This is a genomic window from Nocardia sp. NPDC004260 (assembly GCF_053603155.1).
The window spans coordinates 24,518-39,746 of record NZ_JBSGEZ010000028.1; the positions used below are offsets into that span (position 1 = coordinate 24,518).

The 15,229-nt window shown below is 69.0% G+C and carries 16 protein-coding genes and 2 tRNA genes; 10 read left to right on the forward strand and 8 right to left on the reverse strand.

Features of this window, described 5'->3' with window-relative positions; genetic code table 11:
- Nucleotides 1-10: 10 nt before the first annotated feature.
- Complete coding sequence (locus tag ACWEO7_RS18080; RefSeq protein WP_379251309.1) at nucleotides 11-1,210, forward strand: winged helix-turn-helix domain-containing protein; 1,200 nt, start codon at nucleotides 11-13, stop codon at nucleotides 1,208-1,210.
- Between the two features lie 10 nt (nucleotides 1,211-1,220).
- On the opposite strand, the gene ACWEO7_RS18085 is transcribed toward ACWEO7_RS18080, so the two are convergent.
- Complete coding sequence (locus ACWEO7_RS18085) at nucleotides 1,221-1,664, reverse strand: hypothetical protein (protein WP_452424613.1); 444 nt, start codon at nucleotides 1,662-1,664, stop codon at nucleotides 1,221-1,223.
- A 148-nt stretch (nucleotides 1,665-1,812) separates the two neighbouring features.
- Here ACWEO7_RS18085 and dapA point away from each other — a divergent pair, with 148 nt between their 5' ends.
- Both dapA and ACWEO7_RS18095 read left to right on the forward strand, forming a co-directional pair.
- Nucleotides 1,813-2,721, forward strand: a complete 909-nt coding sequence (gene dapA / locus ACWEO7_RS18090) for a 4-hydroxy-tetrahydrodipicolinate synthase (protein WP_452424615.1) — start codon at nucleotides 1,813-1,815, stop codon at nucleotides 2,719-2,721.
- The gene (locus tag ACWEO7_RS18095; RefSeq protein WP_452424616.1) at nucleotides 2,718-4,679 is read left to right on the forward strand and encodes a ribonuclease J; all 1,962 of its coding nucleotides are present in this window, start codon (nucleotides 2,718-2,720) and stop codon (nucleotides 4,677-4,679) included. Before dapA ends, ACWEO7_RS18095 begins: the two co-directional genes overlap by 4 nt.
- Nucleotides 4,680-4,742: 63 nt before the next feature.
- Here the strand turns inward: ACWEO7_RS18095 and ACWEO7_RS18100 are convergent, their stop codons facing one another.
- On the reverse strand, nucleotides 4,743-5,300 hold the full coding sequence (locus ACWEO7_RS18100; protein WP_355070182.1) for a hypothetical protein: 558 nt from the start codon (nucleotides 5,298-5,300) through the stop codon (nucleotides 4,743-4,745).
- 26 nt (nucleotides 5,301-5,326) lie between these two features.
- On the reverse strand, nucleotides 5,327-5,707 hold the full coding sequence (locus ACWEO7_RS18105) for a DUF4189 domain-containing protein (RefSeq protein WP_355070184.1): 381 nt from the start codon (nucleotides 5,705-5,707) through the stop codon (nucleotides 5,327-5,329).
- Between the two features lie 412 nt (nucleotides 5,708-6,119).
- On the opposite strand from ACWEO7_RS18105, the gene ACWEO7_RS18110 reads away from it, so the two are divergent.
- Nucleotides 6,120-6,743: a TIGR03085 family metal-binding protein gene (locus tag ACWEO7_RS18110; RefSeq protein WP_452424618.1), complete on the forward strand. Its 624-nt coding sequence runs from the start codon at nucleotides 6,120-6,122 to the stop codon at nucleotides 6,741-6,743.
- Nucleotides 6,744-6,859: 116 nt separating this feature from the next.
- Nucleotides 6,860-9,466: a DNA translocase FtsK gene (locus ACWEO7_RS18115; protein ID WP_452424620.1), complete on the forward strand. Its 2,607-nt coding sequence runs from the start codon at nucleotides 6,860-6,862 to the stop codon at nucleotides 9,464-9,466.
- A 6-nt stretch (nucleotides 9,467-9,472) separates the two neighbouring features.
- On the opposite strand, the gene ACWEO7_RS18120 is transcribed toward ACWEO7_RS18115, so the two are convergent.
- The 3 genes from ACWEO7_RS18120 to ACWEO7_RS18130 form a co-directional block, all read right to left on the reverse strand.
- Nucleotides 9,473-9,549: transfer RNA gene (locus ACWEO7_RS18120), tRNA-Leu, on the reverse strand.
- Nucleotides 9,550-9,579: 30 nt separating this feature from the next.
- Nucleotides 9,580-9,652, reverse strand: a tRNA-Trp gene (locus ACWEO7_RS18125).
- A 421-nt stretch (nucleotides 9,653-10,073) separates the two neighbouring features.
- Nucleotides 10,074-10,199 carry a hypothetical protein gene (locus ACWEO7_RS18130; protein WP_452424622.1) on the reverse strand — a complete coding sequence of 42 codons (126 nt, stop codon included), beginning with the start codon at nucleotides 10,197-10,199 and terminating at the stop codon, nucleotides 10,074-10,076.
- A 128-nt stretch (nucleotides 10,200-10,327) separates the two neighbouring features.
- Between ACWEO7_RS18130 and ACWEO7_RS18135 the strand changes: the two genes are divergently transcribed.
- Nucleotides 10,328-11,308 carry a TerC family protein gene (locus ACWEO7_RS18135; protein ID WP_452424623.1) on the forward strand — a complete coding sequence of 327 codons (981 nt, stop codon included), beginning with the start codon at nucleotides 10,328-10,330 and terminating at the stop codon, nucleotides 11,306-11,308.
- Between the two features lie 4 nt (nucleotides 11,309-11,312).
- Here ACWEO7_RS18135 and ACWEO7_RS18140 read toward each other — a convergent pair whose 3' ends face one another.
- Both ACWEO7_RS18140 and ACWEO7_RS18145 read right to left on the reverse strand, forming a co-directional pair.
- A complete protein-coding gene (locus ACWEO7_RS18140) occupies nucleotides 11,313-11,597 on the reverse strand; it encodes a YciI family protein (protein ID WP_452424624.1) in 285 nt (94 codons plus the stop codon).
- Between the two features lie 26 nt (nucleotides 11,598-11,623).
- A complete protein-coding gene (locus tag ACWEO7_RS18145) occupies nucleotides 11,624-12,190 on the reverse strand; it encodes an amino-acid N-acetyltransferase (RefSeq protein ID WP_450016517.1) in 567 nt (188 codons plus the stop codon).
- A 142-nt stretch (nucleotides 12,191-12,332) separates the two neighbouring features.
- Between ACWEO7_RS18145 and pgsA the strand changes: the two genes are divergently transcribed.
- The 4 genes from pgsA (at nucleotide 12,333) to ACWEO7_RS18165 (ending at nucleotide 15,099) form a co-directional block, all read left to right on the forward strand.
- Nucleotides 12,333-12,992, forward strand: coding sequence for a CDP-diacylglycerol--glycerol-3-phosphate 3-phosphatidyltransferase (pgsA, locus tag ACWEO7_RS18150; RefSeq protein WP_364426864.1), 660 nt, complete (start codon nucleotides 12,333-12,335; stop codon nucleotides 12,990-12,992).
- A complete protein-coding gene (locus tag ACWEO7_RS18155; RefSeq protein WP_452424626.1) occupies nucleotides 12,989-13,516 on the forward strand; it encodes a CinA family protein in 528 nt (175 codons plus the stop codon). Before pgsA ends, ACWEO7_RS18155 begins: the two co-directional genes overlap by 4 nt.
- Nucleotides 13,517-13,628: 112 nt before the next feature.
- Nucleotides 13,629-14,078 carry a helix-turn-helix domain-containing protein gene (locus tag ACWEO7_RS18160; protein ID WP_452424628.1) on the forward strand — a complete coding sequence of 150 codons (450 nt, stop codon included), beginning with the start codon at nucleotides 13,629-13,631 and terminating at the stop codon, nucleotides 14,076-14,078.
- Nucleotides 14,079-14,277: 199 nt separating this feature from the next.
- Entirely contained in the window at nucleotides 14,278-15,099 is an 822-nt protein-coding gene (locus ACWEO7_RS18165; RefSeq protein WP_355070202.1) for a PspA/IM30 family protein, read from the forward strand.
- The last annotated feature ends 130 nt before the right edge of the window (nucleotides 15,100-15,229 follow it).

Below are 15,229 nucleotides of genomic sequence, written 5' to 3' on the forward strand. Positions count from 1 at the left end.
GTTGTCGGTTATGCGGAAGATGGGTGCGGCGGCGGCGCGGCGAACGGCGTTGGCGGCGCAGGGCTTCGGGGCGCGCAAGCCCGGTCGGATCACGCGGCGGACGGTGCTCGGCGTGCTGGACCGGACGCAGCTGCTGCAGCTGGATTCGGTGTCGGCGGTGGTGCGCGCGCATTACGCGCCGGTGTTCAGCCGGATCGGGCCCTACGACCGCACGCTCCTGGATCAGGCCGCGTGGAGCAACGGCTCGCGGCGGCCACGGTCGCTCGTCGAGTATTGGGCGCATGAGGCCGCGCTCATCCCGGTCGAGGACTGGCCGCTGCTGCGCTGGCGGATGCGGCGATACGAGCACGGGCGCTGGTCCGGCATGCGCAAGGTGGTCGAACGCAATCCGACCTTGGGCAAGGACATCCTGGACGTGATCACCGCGGTGGGCCCCGCCACCGCGGGTGAGGTGGAGCGCCACCTGGAGCTGGACAAGCCGCGGCCGAAGGGCTCCTGGTGGAATCTCAGCGATACGAAGATGATCTGCGAGCAACTCTTCGCGGCGGGCGCGCTGTCTGTGGCCACGCGTGTGGGGTTCACCAGGCACTACGACCTGACCGAGCGGGTGCTGCCCGCGGAGGTGCTGGCACGCGACGTCACCGAGCAGGACGCCGTTCGTGAGCTCGTGCTGCGTGCTGCCACCGCGCACGGCATCGGCACCGAAGCGGACCTGCGGGACTACTACCGCCTCCAGCGCACCCAGACCGAACCCGCCATCGCCGATCTGGTGGACGCGGGCGAGCTGATCCCGGTGGAGGTGGCGGGCTGGGGGAAACCGGCTTATCTGCGGGCGGGCACTCCCACGCCGCGTCGCATCGAAGGCGCGGCGCTGCTGTGCCCGTTCGACCCGCTCATCTTCTTCCGCGCCCGCACGGAGCGGATCTTCGACTTCCACTACCGCATCGAGATCTACACCCCGGAACACAAACGGGTGCACGGGTACTACGTCTTCCCGTTCCTGCTCGACGGCGAACTCGTGGGCCGCGTCGATCTGCGGGCGGAACGCGCGAACGGCCGGTTGTGGGTGCCCGCCGCGTTCGCCGAGCCCGGCTACGACACTCCGGCCACCGCGCAGGCCCTCGGCGGCGCGCTGCGCGAGCTGGCCGACTGGCTCGAACTGGACGAGGTCGCGACAGGCGATCGCGGCAATCTCGCCGCATTGCTGTAGCGCGTTCGAGTCAGATGTCTCGTTTGGGCCCGTACCCGCGCATCTGATCGCGCAATGCTCCGTGGACGGCGCTCGACAGCCACGAGTTCAGGGACTGACCACTCTGTGCGGCAGCCTCTTCCGCACGCGCCTTCATCTGTTCCACCAGCCGCAGCGTGACCCTGCTGATGTCCCCGGTCATCTCCTCGAAGGAGGGGGTCTGCTCGCCCACCGTGCTCTTGCGCACATCGATGGAGGCGTCGGTGCCGTCGACCGAGACGTGCACCGTGCGGTCGCCGAGCGCGGCGCTGACCTCGGCGGCGAGGTCCGACAGCGCGGCGAGCAGCACCAAGCGGGCCGGGCCTTCCGTCGCCGCGGCCAGTGCGGCCGCCGTGGCCTGCGTCTTCTCGTCGCCCAGCGCCGCGGCGGCGATCAGGTTCTCGCGCAGTTGGCCGGTGTACTTGTTCAAATCCATGATGTCAGTGTGACGTCATGAATGACATCAGGCAAGCGGCGAAATGACATCATCGGACCGTCGTCGATATGGTTTCGCGTCCTTGTTGCGGCCTGATCGCCGACGACGGTGTCGAGGGCGTGTCCCCGACCGGGTAGCCTTTCTGACCATGAAGAACGGTGAATCGACGCCAACGGAGCTGCGTGCGTCCGGCACGGTAGGTGTCGCGATGGTGACCCCCTTCAGCGCCGACGGCAAGCTCGACGTCGATGCCGGGGTCGCGCTCGCGGCCCGCCTGGTCGACCGCGGCGTCGACCTGCTCGCGATCTCGGGAACCACCGGTGAGTCGCCGACCACCACCGAATCGGAGAAGGCCGATCTGCTGCGCGCTGTCGTCGACGCCGTCGGCAAGCGGGCGACCGTGATCGCGGGGGCGGGCACCTACGACACCGCCCATTCGATCGAACTCTCGCGCAACGCGCAGCGGGCGGGTGCGCACGGTTTGCTCGTGGTGACGCCGTACTACTCCCGGCCCTCCCAGGAGGGGCTGATCGCTCATTTCACCGCCGTCGCGGATGCCACCGATCTGCCGGTCACCCTGTACGACATTCCCGGACGGTCGGTGGTGCCGATCGCCAGCGACACCATCCGCAAGCTCGCCGAGCACCCGCGCATCGTCGCGGTCAAGGACGCCAAGGGCGACCTGAACATGGGCGCCGAGCTCATCGCGAGCACCGGTCTGGCGTTCTACTCCGGCGACGACGCGCTCAACCTGCCCTGGCTGTCGGTCGGCGCGGCCGGATTCATCAGCGTCATCGGACATCTCGTGCCCGAACGGCTGCGCGCGCTGCTGGAAGCGTACACGGCGGGCGAGGTCGTGCGCGCCCGCGAGATCAACACCACGCTGCTGCCGCTGCACGCCGCGATGGCCAGGCTGGGCGGCGTCGCGATGAGCAAGGGTGGTTTGCGGCTGCTCGGCGTGGAGGTCGGCGAACCGCGACTGCCCCAACTGATGCCGACCGGCGAGCAGCTGGAAGTGCTCGCCGCGGACCTTCGAGCGGTCGGAGTGCTTTCGTGAGCGAGTCCCTACCCCGTCGCCGCCGTCGCGGCGCGTCCCGTCCCGCCGGAGCGCCCGCCGCACCGGCAGAGCAGACGCCGTCGGAAACCGTCGCGCTGCCCGAACCGGCGCTCGACGAGACGACGGTGGCCGCCGTTCCAGCCGAGCAGCCCGCGCCCGTGCAGGCGCGTCGACAGACCAGGACGCAGGAGCCGGGATCCCGGCGAGCGGGCCGTGGACGGGGACAGTCGGGTGCGCGGCGGGTCGAAGAGCCTCCGGCGCAGGCGGATCCGATCGCCGCGCACGACCGGCTCGGCGCTCCGCCCGCCCTCCCGGAGAACGGCCTGCGCGTGGTCGCCCTCGGCGGCATCGGCGAAATCGGCCGCAATATGACGGTTTTCGAGTACGGCGGCGAACTGCTGATCGTCGACTGCGGCGTGCTGTTCCCGGAGGATCAGCAGCCGGGTGTCGACCTGATCCTGCCGGACTTCCGCCCCATCGAGGACCGGATCGACGACGTCGTGGCCGTCGTGCTCACGCACGGACACGAGGACCACATCGGCGCGGTGCCGTTCCTGCTGCGGCTGCGGCCCGACATCCCGGTCGTCGGCTCGAAGTTCACCCTGGCGCTGGTCGCCGCGAAGTGCCGGGAACACCGCCTGCACCCGAAGCTCATCGAAGTGACCGAGGGGCAGCACAGCGCGCACGGCCCGTTCCGCTGCGAGTACTTCGCCGTCAACCACTCCATTCCCGACGCGCTCGCCGTCGCCATCCGCACGCCGGCCGGCGTCGCCCTGCACACCGGTGACATCAAGCTCGACCAGCTTCCGCTGGACGGGCGGCTCACCGACCTGGCCGGATTCTCCCGGCTCGGTGACGAGGGCGTCGATTTGTTCCTGGTGGACTCCACCAACGCCGAGGTCCCCGGCTTCGTCACGCCGGAGCGGGAGATCGGCGGCGTGCTGGACTCGGTGATCGGCAAGGCACGCGGCCGGGTCATCGTCGCGTCCTTCGCCAGTCACGTGCACCGCATCCAGCAGGTCGTCGACGTGGCCCAGAAGTACGGGCGGCGGGTGTGCTTCGTCGGCCGCTCGATGGTCCGCAATATGCAGATCGCCCAGGATCTGGGCTATCTCACCGTGCCGGAGGGCGTGGTCGTCGACCTCGACGTCGCCGCCACCTTGCCCGGCCATCGCTTGGTGCTGATCTCGACGGGTTCGCAGGGCGAGCCGCTGTCGGCGCTGTCGCGGATGGCCCGGGGCGACCACCGGCAGATCAACATCCGCCCGGACGACCTGGTGGTGCTGGCCTCCTCGCTCATCCCGGGGAACGAGAACTCGGTGTTCGCGGTGGTCAACGGCCTGGCTCGGCTCGGAGCCACGGTGATCACCCAGCAGAACGCCAAGGTGCACGTCTCGGGGCACGCCTCGGCGGGCGAGCTGCTGTACCTGTACAACGCGGTGCGTCCGACCAACGCGATGCCGGTGCACGGCGAGTGGCGCCACCTGCGTGCGAACGCGGCGCTGGCGGTGGCGACCGGGGTGCCGCAAGAGCGAGTGGTGCTCGCCGAGGACGGCGTGGTGGTCGACCTGGTCGACGGCATAGCCTCGGTCGTCGGCCGGGTGCCGGTGGGACACGTCTACGTCGACGGGCTTTCGGTGGGCGACGTCGGGGAATCGACGTTGTCGGACCGGCTGGTGCTCGGCGAGGGCGGTTTCATCGCCATCACCGTCGCCATCGACGAGACCACCGGCAAGGCGGTGAGCACGCCGGAGCTGAGCGGACGCGGCTTCTCCGACGATCCCACCGCACTGCTCGATGCGGCCGAACTGGTGGAAGCCGAACTGCTGCGGCTGGCGGGCGAGGGCGTCACCGACACCCACCGCATCGCGCAGGGCGTGCGCCGCGTGGTGGGCCGTTGGGTGGCCGATACCTACCGTCGTCGTCCGATGATCGTGCCGACCGTGATCGGCGTCTGACCTTCCGCACAGCGAAAAGCGCCGGGCAGCCCAGCTGCCCGGCGCTTCTCACGCGGTAGCGGCTTACTCCTGGCAGGCCGCGGACTCGATCTTCGCGCTCTTGACGATGTTGCAGGCGAAGGTGTGGTCGACCTTCCACTGGCCGCCCTCGGACACGAATTGGATGAACGCGCTGTCCACCGGGGTGCCGTCGATGGTGACCTTGGCGTCGGCCTTGAGCTTGCCGTCCTTCGGGTCGCCCACGTTGGTGACCTCGACGGTGACCTTCTGCTTCTTCGCGGCGTCGACGAGGTTGGCGACCAGATAGGGATCCTGCTCGGCGGCCTGAATCCAGCTGATCTTCTCGGTGTTCGGCACGTTCGGGTCGAACGCCTTCTGCAGCCGCTCGTTGAGCTGCTGCGTGGTGGGCTTCGGCAATACGGGCGAGGACGGCGTGGTCGGCGCGGAGCCTGCCTCCTTGTCGCCCTTGCCCGAGCCGCCCTCCAATTCACCCGCGGGATGCCCGGGAGCGGCGCTGGTGCTGGGAGACGAGGAGTCGTCGTTGGAGGCGCAGGCGGTCAACGAGCACGCCAGTGCGGTGAGGACGACGGCCACGGTGGTCCGGAAAGTGCGGTGCTTCACGTTGTTTCCTTCTCGAATTCCGGGCGTCAGCCGTGGTTGGACGTGCAGTTCCAGTGCACGATGTAGGCATCGGAATCGTTGTGCGCCAGGGCCTGTCCCTGCGCGCTGCGCCGCGACGACGCGTACCCCCAGCTCCAGGTGCCGGTGCCACTGGAGTACGCCACGGCGCCGCAGCCGTTGCGGAACCAGACCACCGACTGGCAATCCCCTGCGCCACAAGAGTTGATCGCGCGTTGCTCCGCGGCAGCCGAGTTCGGGTAGTCGTAGGAGTACCCGATCAGACCGGTGGAGGTGGACAGCGCGATCGCGCCGTAGTTGTTGGTGTAGGCATTCGCGGCGGGCGCGCTGACAGCCAGCGCGGCACCTACCGCCGCGAGCGCGGCCACACCGGTAGCAAACTTCTTCACGAGGATTTGCCCCTTCTTGTCATTGGCCCACGACCCGATGGACCGAGTGACAAGGTACAGAGCCGATTCTCATTACGCTAGCCGGAGATTTCCCGGCAGGGAGAGCCGCGAATGCCGTGCTATGGATGCACGTCGATCGGCGTGGCGCCAAGTGTGGCCCACGGTCAGCCGCCTCGCAACCCGGAGGCGGGACTCACACCGCCTTCCTGTGCGGTGAAATCCACTGAACCGCAACGTCGTAACGATCCGGTTCCGGATGAGGCCGAGGCGCGGCAGTGCTTCGGTTTCCGCGGTCGGCCGCGGGCTGCGGTCAGATCCCGGTGTGGGATCGGCTGGTGGCGCGGCGGTTGCGGTGATCGCGGTGCGTCGTGCCGCGCGGCGGCATGGCCGAGCGGTCGGTATGTTCGGGACTGTGACTATGGCACAGCGGGAACGCCGGGGAATCGTCGAGGCGATGGAGTCCGCGGGACCGGACGCGCGGACGCTCTGCGGTGCGTGGACGGTGCGGGACTTGGCCGCGCACTTGGTGGTTCGCGAACGGCGGCCCGACGCCGCGCCGGGTATCCTGCTGAAGCCGCTCGCGGGGTATCTCGAGCGCGTGCAGGCGAAGGCGGCGGGCAAGCCGTTCCCCGAACTGCTGGAGCTGGTACGTACCGGCCCGCCGTGGTGGTCGCCGCTGCGGCCGGTCGACGCCGTGGTCAATCTGTCGGAGATGTTCGTCCATCACGAGGACGTGCGCCGCGCCGAGCCCGGTTGGCAGCCACGCGAACTGCCCGCGGCCGACGAGGAACAGCTGTGGTCGGTGCTGCGCAAGATGGCCAGGATGGCCTATCGCAAGGCGCCGGTCACGGTGGAGCTGGCGACGCCGGACGGCAGGCGCACGGTGGTGCGGTCCGCCGCCGAGGACGTCGTCACGCTGACCGGCAAGCCGTCGGAACTGGTATTGCATGCCTTCGGCCGGGACGAAGTGCGGCTGGAGACCGCCGGATCTCCCGAGGCCGTCCGGGCGGTACTCGAGTCCGACCGGTCGTTCTGATTTCCGCGCCGCCATCCCGTCGCGCGGGACCCGGGACCGGCGAAAAGCCGCCAGAGGCGCAACGGCACCAGTGTTGCGGATGGTCCGGATGGGGCGATTGCGGCTAGCCTGGGGCCATGGCAGGTAAGTCCCGCAGCACCACGACCAGTCGGGCGCGGGCGGGATCGGCGCGGGGGAGGACCACTGCGGCGCGGTCTCGCGCGGCCACGCCCCGCACCGCCACTCCCCGCACGGCGACGCCCAGGGCGACCGGCACGCCCCGCCGACGCGCCACCGCTGCCCGGCGCCCGGCGCGCCGTCCGTCCGACACGGCTCCGCTGACCGTGATCACCCGGGGTATCGGCAGCGGCTGGGCCATGCTGGCCCGCGGGCTCGGCGCCACCACACGCGCCCTGAGCCGTGCGGGCGAGATCGAACACGGACATCGGCGCGACGGCGTCGCGCTGGCGCTGATCGCGGTGAGCGCCGTGATAGCGGCGGCGGTCTGGTTGTCGGCAGGCGGTCCCATCGGCCACCTGGTCGAGGACGTGATCCGCGCGATCTCCGGATCGGCCTCCGCGGGTCTGCCGTTCGTCGCCTCCGGGATCGCCGTCGTACTGATGCGCACCGAACCGCGCCCCGAGATCCGGCCGCGGCTGGTGCTCGGCGGCCTGCTGATCGGCCTGCCGGTCCTCGGGCTGTGGCACATCGCCGCGGGCGCCCCCACCGACGCGCACGGGCGTTCCCGCGCAGCCGGTTTCGTCGGCTTCGTGACCGGCGGGCCGCTGACCGACGGCCTCACCGCCTGGCTGTCGGTCCCGATCCTTTTGCTGGCCATCGTCTTCGGCGCGTTGCTGGTGACCGGGACGACGGTGCGCGAGGTCCCCGCCAAGCTGCGGCGCTACCTCGGCACCGAGACAGGTGGCGGCGAATACGGCGAATTCGACGGCGACCGCGGGGACTACGACCCGGCCGACTACGACGCCGACGGATTCCCGGTGCATCGCGCCACCACCAAGCGGCGCGGTCGCACGCCCGCGGAGAACTACCCGCCCGACGAGTTCGGCGATCCCGACGCGGTCACCGAGTCTCTGGGCGAGCCCCCGCTGCGCGACGCCAAGCAGATCGGGGCCGAGGAGCCCGCGCCGAAACCGAAGCCGAAGAAGCAGCGCCCCGCCGCGGTGGTGGAGGATCAGACGCCACCGCCGCCGAAGCAGCTGGAGTTCGTCACCGACCGTGAGGTCGAAGGCGACTACACGTTGCCGCCGTTGTCGCTGCTGACCGACGGGGATCCGCCCAAGAAACGTAGCGCCGCCAACGAATCGATGATCGAGGCGATCACCGAGGTGCTGGTGCAGTTCAAGATCGACGCCGCGGTGACCGGGTTCGTGCGCGGCCCGACGGTGACACGCTACGAGGTCGAACTCGGGCCCGGCGTGAAGGTGGAGAAGATCACCGCGCTCGCGCGCAACATCGCCTACGCCGTCGCGACGGAGAACGTCCGGCTGCTCGCGCCGATCCCCGGCAAGTCCGCCGTCGGCATCGAGGTGCCCAACGCCGACCGCGAGCTGGTCCGGCTGGCCGACGTGCTCAAGGCGCCCTCCACGCGCAACGACCACCATCCACTGGTGATCGGTCTGGGCAAGAACATCGAGGGCGAGTTCGTCTCGGCGAATCTTGCCAAGATGCCGCACCTGCTGGTCGCCGGTTCCACCGGTTCGGGTAAGTCCAGCTTCGTGAACTCGATGCTGGTGTCGCTGCTGCAGCGGGCGACGCCGGACGAGGTACGGATGATCCTGATCGATCCGAAGATGGTGGAACTGACGCCGTATGAGGGCATTCCGCACCTGATCACGCCGATCATCACCCAGCCGAAGAAGGCCGCGGCCGCCCTGGCCTGGCTGGTCGAGGAGATGGAGCAGCGCTACCAGGACATGCAGGCCAACAAGGTGCGCCACATCGACGACTTCAACAAGAAGGTGAAGTCGGGGGCGATCACCGCGCCGCTGGGCAGCGAACGGGTGTACCGGCCCTACCCGTACATCCTCGCCATCGTCGACGAGCTGGCCGATCTCATGATGACCGCTCCGCGCGACGTGGAGGACGCCATCGTCCGCATCACGCAGAAGGCTCGTGCGGCCGGCATCCACCTCGTGCTGGCCACGCAGCGGCCCTCGGTGGACGTGGTGACCGGTCTGATCAAGACCAACGTGCCCTCCCGGCTCGCCTTCGCGACCTCCTCGCTGACCGACTCGCGCGTCATCCTCGACCAGCCCGGCGCGGAGAAGCTGATCGGCATGGGCGACGGCTTGTTCCTGCCGATGGGGGCGGGCAAGCCGACCCGGTTGCAGGGTGCGTTCATCAGCGACGAGGAGATCCACGGCGTCGTCGAGTTCACCAAGAACCAGGCGGAGCCGGAATACCAAGAAGGCGTCACCGCCGCGAAGGCGGGCGAGAAGAAAGACGTCGACCCAGATATCGGCGACGATCTCGATGTCTTCTTGCAGGCGGTGGAACTCGTGGTCACCTCGCAATTCGGGTCCACCTCCATGCTCCAGCGCAAGCTGCGCGTCGGCTTCGCCAAGGCGGGGCGGCTGATGGACCTTATGGAGACCCGCGGCGTGGTCGGCCCGAGCGAGGGGTCCAAGGCGCGCGACGTGCTGGTGAAACCCGATGAACTGGAAGGGTTGCTGTGGTCGATCCGCGGCGGCGGGGACGGCGGCGACTCCGACGAGTCGGCGTGATCCGGCTGGTTCCCTCGGCGAGATTCGAACTCGCATCTACCGGAATCTAGGTCCGGCGCCTCTACCGATTGGGCTACGAGGGATCGGTCGGGGTTCCGACCTGAAGGATTGGGCACGGACGGAGGGATTCGAGCCCCCGGCCCGCGGGTTTGGAGCCCGCTGCTCTACCGGCTGAGCTACGTCCGTTCGCACGAAAAAGGGGTCGCTCCTGGCGATTCGCCGCGGAGTGACCCCTTTCGATACGGTCTGCGAAAGACACGTTCAGGGGCGGCTCCGCGCGGCTCGCCAGGAGACATACCAAGCCGATAGCGCGGCGCCGGTGCGCGAGACATCACTCGGCGACACCCGTCGCTCCGCCGTCCCGGTCATCGTCTCGCCTTCCTGTGGTCTGATCTTCGCCGGCTCAGAAGGTAACACCGGATGTCGGTGTTGGGAACCGCTTTTCCCTAGCCGACGACCCTACCCGGTCAGTTCTTCCGTGCCTGAAGGGTATAGCTCAACGGTAGCCTTTCCAGGTGCCGGGTCCGCCGCCATTCACCGTCCCGGCCCGTTGTCATCAGGCCGGGCAGCGCGTTCCACGGAGCACTGCGATGTTCGACCAGGCCGGTCAGCGTGAGGTCCGGCGCGGCAGCGCGGTCACGACCTCGCCGAGACCGTGGGTCCATTCGTGCGTGATGGTCGGGCTGAACCGGGCGTCGGTCTCGAAGTAAGTGGTGCGGTAGTCGTCGCCCACGAACGTCGACGGTGGCACAAACGGCCGGGTGAACGCATGTGGAATTATGGGCGGCAATCACCCCGCTATCGCACGGTAACGGACAAATCGGGCATTATGGACATCATGTTCTTCGATCGGCACGCCGCATGCACGTAACCGCACTCGAATGGGGGATCACCGTCGTGGTGATCCTCGGCCTGTTCGTCTTCGACTTCTACGCCCACGTGCGCACCCCGCACGAGCCGACGTTCCGGGAATCCGGCTTCTGGTCCGGGGTCTACATCGGGCTGGCGCTGCTGTTCGGCGGCGTGGTCGCCTGGCAGTGGGGCTCGACCTACGCCGGGGAGTACTACGCGGGTTTCGTCACCGAGAAAGCGCTCTCGGTCGACAATCTGTTCGTCTTCCTGATCATCATGTCCACCTTCGCGGTGCCGCGGATCTACCAGCAGAAGGTGCTGCTGATCGGCATCGTGCTCGCCCTGGCCATGCGCGGCGCGTTCATCGCCGTCGGCGCGGCCGCGATCGGCGCGTTCAGCTGGGTGTTCTACCTGTTCGGCATGTTCCTCGTGTACACCGCGGTCAAGCTGTTGCGCGAGAGCGGCCACGAGGTCGAGGTCGAGGAGAAACGAGACAGCCGGATCGTCGCGCTGGCCAAGCGGGTCCTGCCGACCACCGATGAATACGCCGGCGACAAGCTGGTGACCAGGGTGGACGGACGCCGGGTGGTCACGCCGTTGTTGCTGGCGCTACTGGCCATCGGGTTCGCCGACCTGCTCTTCGCGCTGGACTCCATCCCGGCCATCTACGGACTGACCGAGCAGCCGTACCTGGTCTTCACCGCGAACGCGTTCGCGCTCATGGGCCTGCGGCAGCTGTACTTCCTGATCGGCGGATTGCTCGACCGGCTGGTGTACCTGTCCTACGGGCTGGCGGCGATCCTCGCGTTCATCGGCATGAAGCTGGTGCTGCACGCCCTGCACGAGAACACGCTGCCGTTCGTCAACGGCGGCGAGCACGTCGCGGTCCCGGAGATCTCCACGTCGGTCTCGCTGGGCGTGATCCTGGTCATCCTGGTGGTCGCGACGGTCGCCAGCCTGCTCCGCACGCGGGTCCGGGCGGACCGGTAGCCTCTCAGGGCGCGAAGGCGCCGAAGACGGGGGCCCATTCCACGGCGCGGACGTCGTCGATGAGGTTCGCCCGGGCGAACGGGTCCTGGGCGAGCAGGTCCTTCAGCTGTCCCGCGTCCGGCGAACGGAAGAGCAGCAGCGCTCCGGACCCGTCCGGGTACGGACCGCTGCTGAGCAGGGTGCCCGACTCGAGCAGACCGGCCAGCCAGGCTCGGTGCTCGGGTCGGTGGACGTCGCGGTCTGCGGCGGTGGCCTCGGAATAGGCGTAGTGGACGGCGAAGATCGGCACGGGTATCGCTTCCTGTGGGGAGGGGCTCAGAGTGTCAGCAGCATCCGAGTATTGCCGAGAGTGTTCGGCTTCACATAGCTCAAATCGAGGAACTCGGCCACACCGGTGTCGTAGGAGCGGCACATCTCGGCGTACACCTCGGCGGTGACCGGCGTGCCGTCGATCTCGACGAAGCCGTGCCTGCCGAAGAACTCCACCTCGAAGGTCAGCACGAACACCCGTTCCAGCTCGAGCTCGCGCGCCACCGCGACGAGACGTTGCACGATGAGCTTGCCCACACCGCTGCCCTTGACGTCGGGATGCACCGCGACCGTGCGCACCTCCCCGAGATCGGCCCACAGCACGTGCAGCGCGCCGCAGCCGACCACGCGGCCGTCGAGTTCGGCGACCCAGAATTCCTGTACCGCCTCGTAGAGGGTGACCAGGTTCTTCTCCAGCAGGATGCGGCCGGCGTAAACGTCGACGAGGCGCTTGATCTCGGGCACGTCGGAGGTTCGCGCGCGTCGGACGACCGGGAGGGAGCTCTGCGCGGCCGAAGCCGCGCCCGGATACGCGTCGCTGGTCGAACCACCTAGTGGTCCCCGAGAGGTCATGGGGTGCACAGTAGTCGGCTCGGCTACCGATAGTCTGAACGTGTGCCGCAGATCCAACCGTCCAACTCACCGCATCGCGCCGGGCGTCGCGGCGGTCAGACGAGGCGGCCGTGAGCGAGTCGATCGCCGGTGAGGCGACGGCATGAGCGTGCAACCCGACGAGACGGACCGCCCCTGGAGCGCGCCCGCCCCGATCCGTCCCGGCTTCGCGCCCGCGCAGGCCGAGAGCGGCCCGCCGCTGCTGAACATCGCGAACGTGCTCACCATGTTGCGCATCGCGATCGTGCCGCTGTTCGTCGTCGCGCTGTTCGCCGGAGATGGTCACCAGACCGGTTGGCGGATCGCCGCCGCGGCGCTGTTCGGCCTCGCCGCGATCACCGACCGGTTCGATGGGCAATTGGCTCGCAAATACGGGTTGGTGACCGATTTCGGCAAATTGGCCGATCCCATCGCGGACAAGGCGCTGATCGGGTCCGCGGTGATCGGCTTGTCCGTGCTCGGCGACCTGGCCTGGTGGATCACCTTGGTGATCTGCGGCCGGGAGATCGGCGTCACACTGCTGCGTCTGATCGTCGTGCGGCGCGGGGTCATTCCCGCAGGGCGCGGGGGAAAGCTCAAAACACTGGTCCAGTCGGTGGCCATCGCCATGCTCCTGCTGCCGCTGTCGGGCTGGGTCGCCGGTATCGGCATGCTGCTGATGTATGTGGCGGTCGCGCTGACCGTGGCCACCGGGCTCGACTACGTCGGTCAGGCGGCCCGGGTGTGGTTCGCGGGCGGCCCGGGGCGAAACCGCGGCGCATGAGCGATCCGCTGATCGCCGACGTGCCCGCCATCGATCTCGTTCGTGCGCTGGTGACTGTGCGGCAAACGGTAGCCACCGCGGAATCGCTGACCGCGGGTCTGCTCGCCGCGACCATTGCCGGGGTACCGGGCGCCAGTGCCGTGCTGCGCGGCGGGTTGGTGGTCTACGCCACTGATCTCAAGCACAGCCTCGCGGGCGTCGACGCGGAGGTCCTCGCGGCCGAAGGCCCGGTGGCGGCGAGCACCGCCGAACAGCTGGCCGTCGGCGCGCGCACGCGCTGCGGCGCGGACTGGGGTGTGGGGCTGACCGGCGTGGCGGGCCCCGATTCCCAGGACGGGCACCCGGTCGGCACGGTCTTCCTCGGACTGGCCGGTCCCGGGCACACCGAAGTGATGCGGTTGAAACTCCCCGGCGACCGGTGGACGATCAGAATCGGTGCGACGCGCACGGCGGTGGCGGAATTGCTGCGGTGTGTGCGGGAGGCGGGCACGGATCCGGCCGACCGCGTCGGGCGGAGCGGCTGAGGTGCTTCCCGCGGGAACCATCCGCCCCGGTTCCGACGTTGTGCCAGAAAGAACGGCATGCGGGGGGTCGGCGATCGCGTCGGCCCCGCGACCGGGAGCGAAGGAGAACGAGATGACGCTGCTGCGAGAGGCGATCGGGGACAGTCTGCGGCGTGCGCGTCTCGCCCAGAGCCGGACTTTGCGCGAGGTGTCGACATCGGCGCGAGTGAGTCTCGGCTATCTCTCCGAAGTCGAGCGGGGTCGCAAGGAGGCCTCCAGCGAACTGCTTGCCGCCATCTGCGAAGCCTTGGACGTCCCGCTGTCGCGGGTGCTGTGGGATGTGAGCACGATCATGGCCGGTGTCGACGCGGCGACGGCCGGCGCGCCCGCGGACGAGGCCGCGGCCGCCGCGGCCGAGCCGGAGCGGACGGCGGCCGAGCCCGCCGCGCAAGCCGAGTCCGCGTCCGCGGCGGCCACCATGTCGGCCGACGCCGCGGCGCGGCCGCTGCCGCTGGCGGAGGACACCCGGATCGTCATCCCGGCTCCGCGATCGGACATGTTGGTCCTGGTGAAAGGTGCGTGACCGGCGACGAGATGCGGCCACGGCGGCAACGCTGCGGGCCGGTGCGGAAAGCGGATAGATTCTCCGTAGGCGTCGGTTGGGCCGGGTTCGCCCGGCCCTGGTGCCACATGGTGGAGGATAGGCACATATCGGGTGCGTGACGGTCGCGCACTGGAGTCGCGCCGGAGCGCGGCATGTCAGATGGAGGCGGGATCAATCGATGGCTAATCCGTTCGTCAAGGCCTGGAAATACCTGATGGCCCTCTTCGACGCGAAGATCGAGGAGCACGCGGATCCGAAGGTCCAGATTCAGCAGGCTATCGAGGAAGCCCAGCGGCAGCACCAGGCCCTTTCGCAGCAGGCCGCCTCGGTCATCGGCAACCAGCGTCAACTGGAGATGAAGCTGAACCGGCAGCTGGACGAGGTCGAGAAGCTCAACGCCAACGCACGGCAGGCCGTCCTGCTGGCCGATCAGGCCACCGCGGCGGGCGACACCGAGAAGGCGATCCAGTACACCAACGCCGCCGAGGCGTTCGCCGCGCAACTTGTCACCGCCGAGCAGTCCGTCGAGGACCTGAAGGTCCTGCACGACCAGTCGCTGCAGGCGGCCGCTCAGGCGAAGAAGGCCGTGGAGCAGAACGCGATGCTGTTGCAGCAGAAGGTCGCCGAGCGCACCAAGCTGCTCAGCCAGCTGGAGCAGGCCAAGATGCAGGAGCAGGTCTCCGCCTCGCTGCAGCAGATGGATTCGACGCTGTCGGCGCCCGGCAGCACGCCGAGCCTGGACGCGGTGCGCGAGAAGATCGAACGCCGCTACGCCAACGCGCTGGGCGCCGCGGAACTCGCGCAGAATTCGGTGCAGGGCCGCATGCTCGAGGTGCAGCAGGCCAGCATCCAGATGGCCGGGCACAGCAAACTGGAGCAGATCCGCGCGTCCATGCGCGGGGACCAGCTGCCCGCCGGTGGCGCCCAGCCCGCCATCAATCCGGCACAGGCCGGTTCGGCGCAGCCGCAGATGAACAAGGGACAGGCCGCGCAGCAGTAGCCGCCTCCGGGTGTTCGGCGAACACGTGTCGGTGGGGGCTGGTTCACTGGAGGACAAGGCGTGGGGACCCGACCGGCCGGCCGTCGGCCGAGTCGGGTCCCGGTCTGTCCGATGTGTGCAACCGGTGGGA

What these genes read in the sequence shown, in the direction of transcription:
- ACWEO7_RS18080 (WP_379251309.1), top strand. Translation starts at nt 11, where the DNA reads ATGCGGAAGATGGGTGCGGCGGCGGCGCGGCGAACGGCGTTGGCGGCG.
- ACWEO7_RS18085 (WP_452424613.1), bottom strand. Translation starts at nt 1,664, where the DNA reads ATGGATTTGAACAAGTACACCGGCCAACTGCGCGAGAACCTGATCGCC.
- dapA (WP_452424615.1), top strand. Translation starts at nt 1,813, where the DNA reads ATGAAGAACGGTGAATCGACGCCAACGGAGCTGCGTGCGTCCGGCACG.
- ACWEO7_RS18115 (WP_452424620.1), top strand. Translation starts at nt 6,860, where the DNA reads ATGGCAGGTAAGTCCCGCAGCACCACGACCAGTCGGGCGCGGGCGGGA.
- ACWEO7_RS18135 (WP_452424623.1), top strand. Translation starts at nt 10,328, where the DNA reads ATGCACGTAACCGCACTCGAATGGGGGATCACCGTCGTGGTGATCCTC.
- ACWEO7_RS18145 (WP_450016517.1), bottom strand. Translation starts at nt 12,190, where the DNA reads ATGACCTCTCGGGGACCACTAGGTGGTTCGACCAGCGACGCGTATCCG.
- pgsA (WP_364426864.1), top strand. Translation starts at nt 12,333, where the DNA reads ATGAGCGTGCAACCCGACGAGACGGACCGCCCCTGGAGCGCGCCCGCC.
- ACWEO7_RS18155 (WP_452424626.1), top strand. Translation starts at nt 12,989, where the DNA reads ATGAGCGATCCGCTGATCGCCGACGTGCCCGCCATCGATCTCGTTCGT.
- ACWEO7_RS18160 (WP_452424628.1), top strand. Translation starts at nt 13,629, where the DNA reads ATGACGCTGCTGCGAGAGGCGATCGGGGACAGTCTGCGGCGTGCGCGT.
- ACWEO7_RS18165 (WP_355070202.1), top strand. Translation starts at nt 14,278, where the DNA reads ATGGCTAATCCGTTCGTCAAGGCCTGGAAATACCTGATGGCCCTCTTC.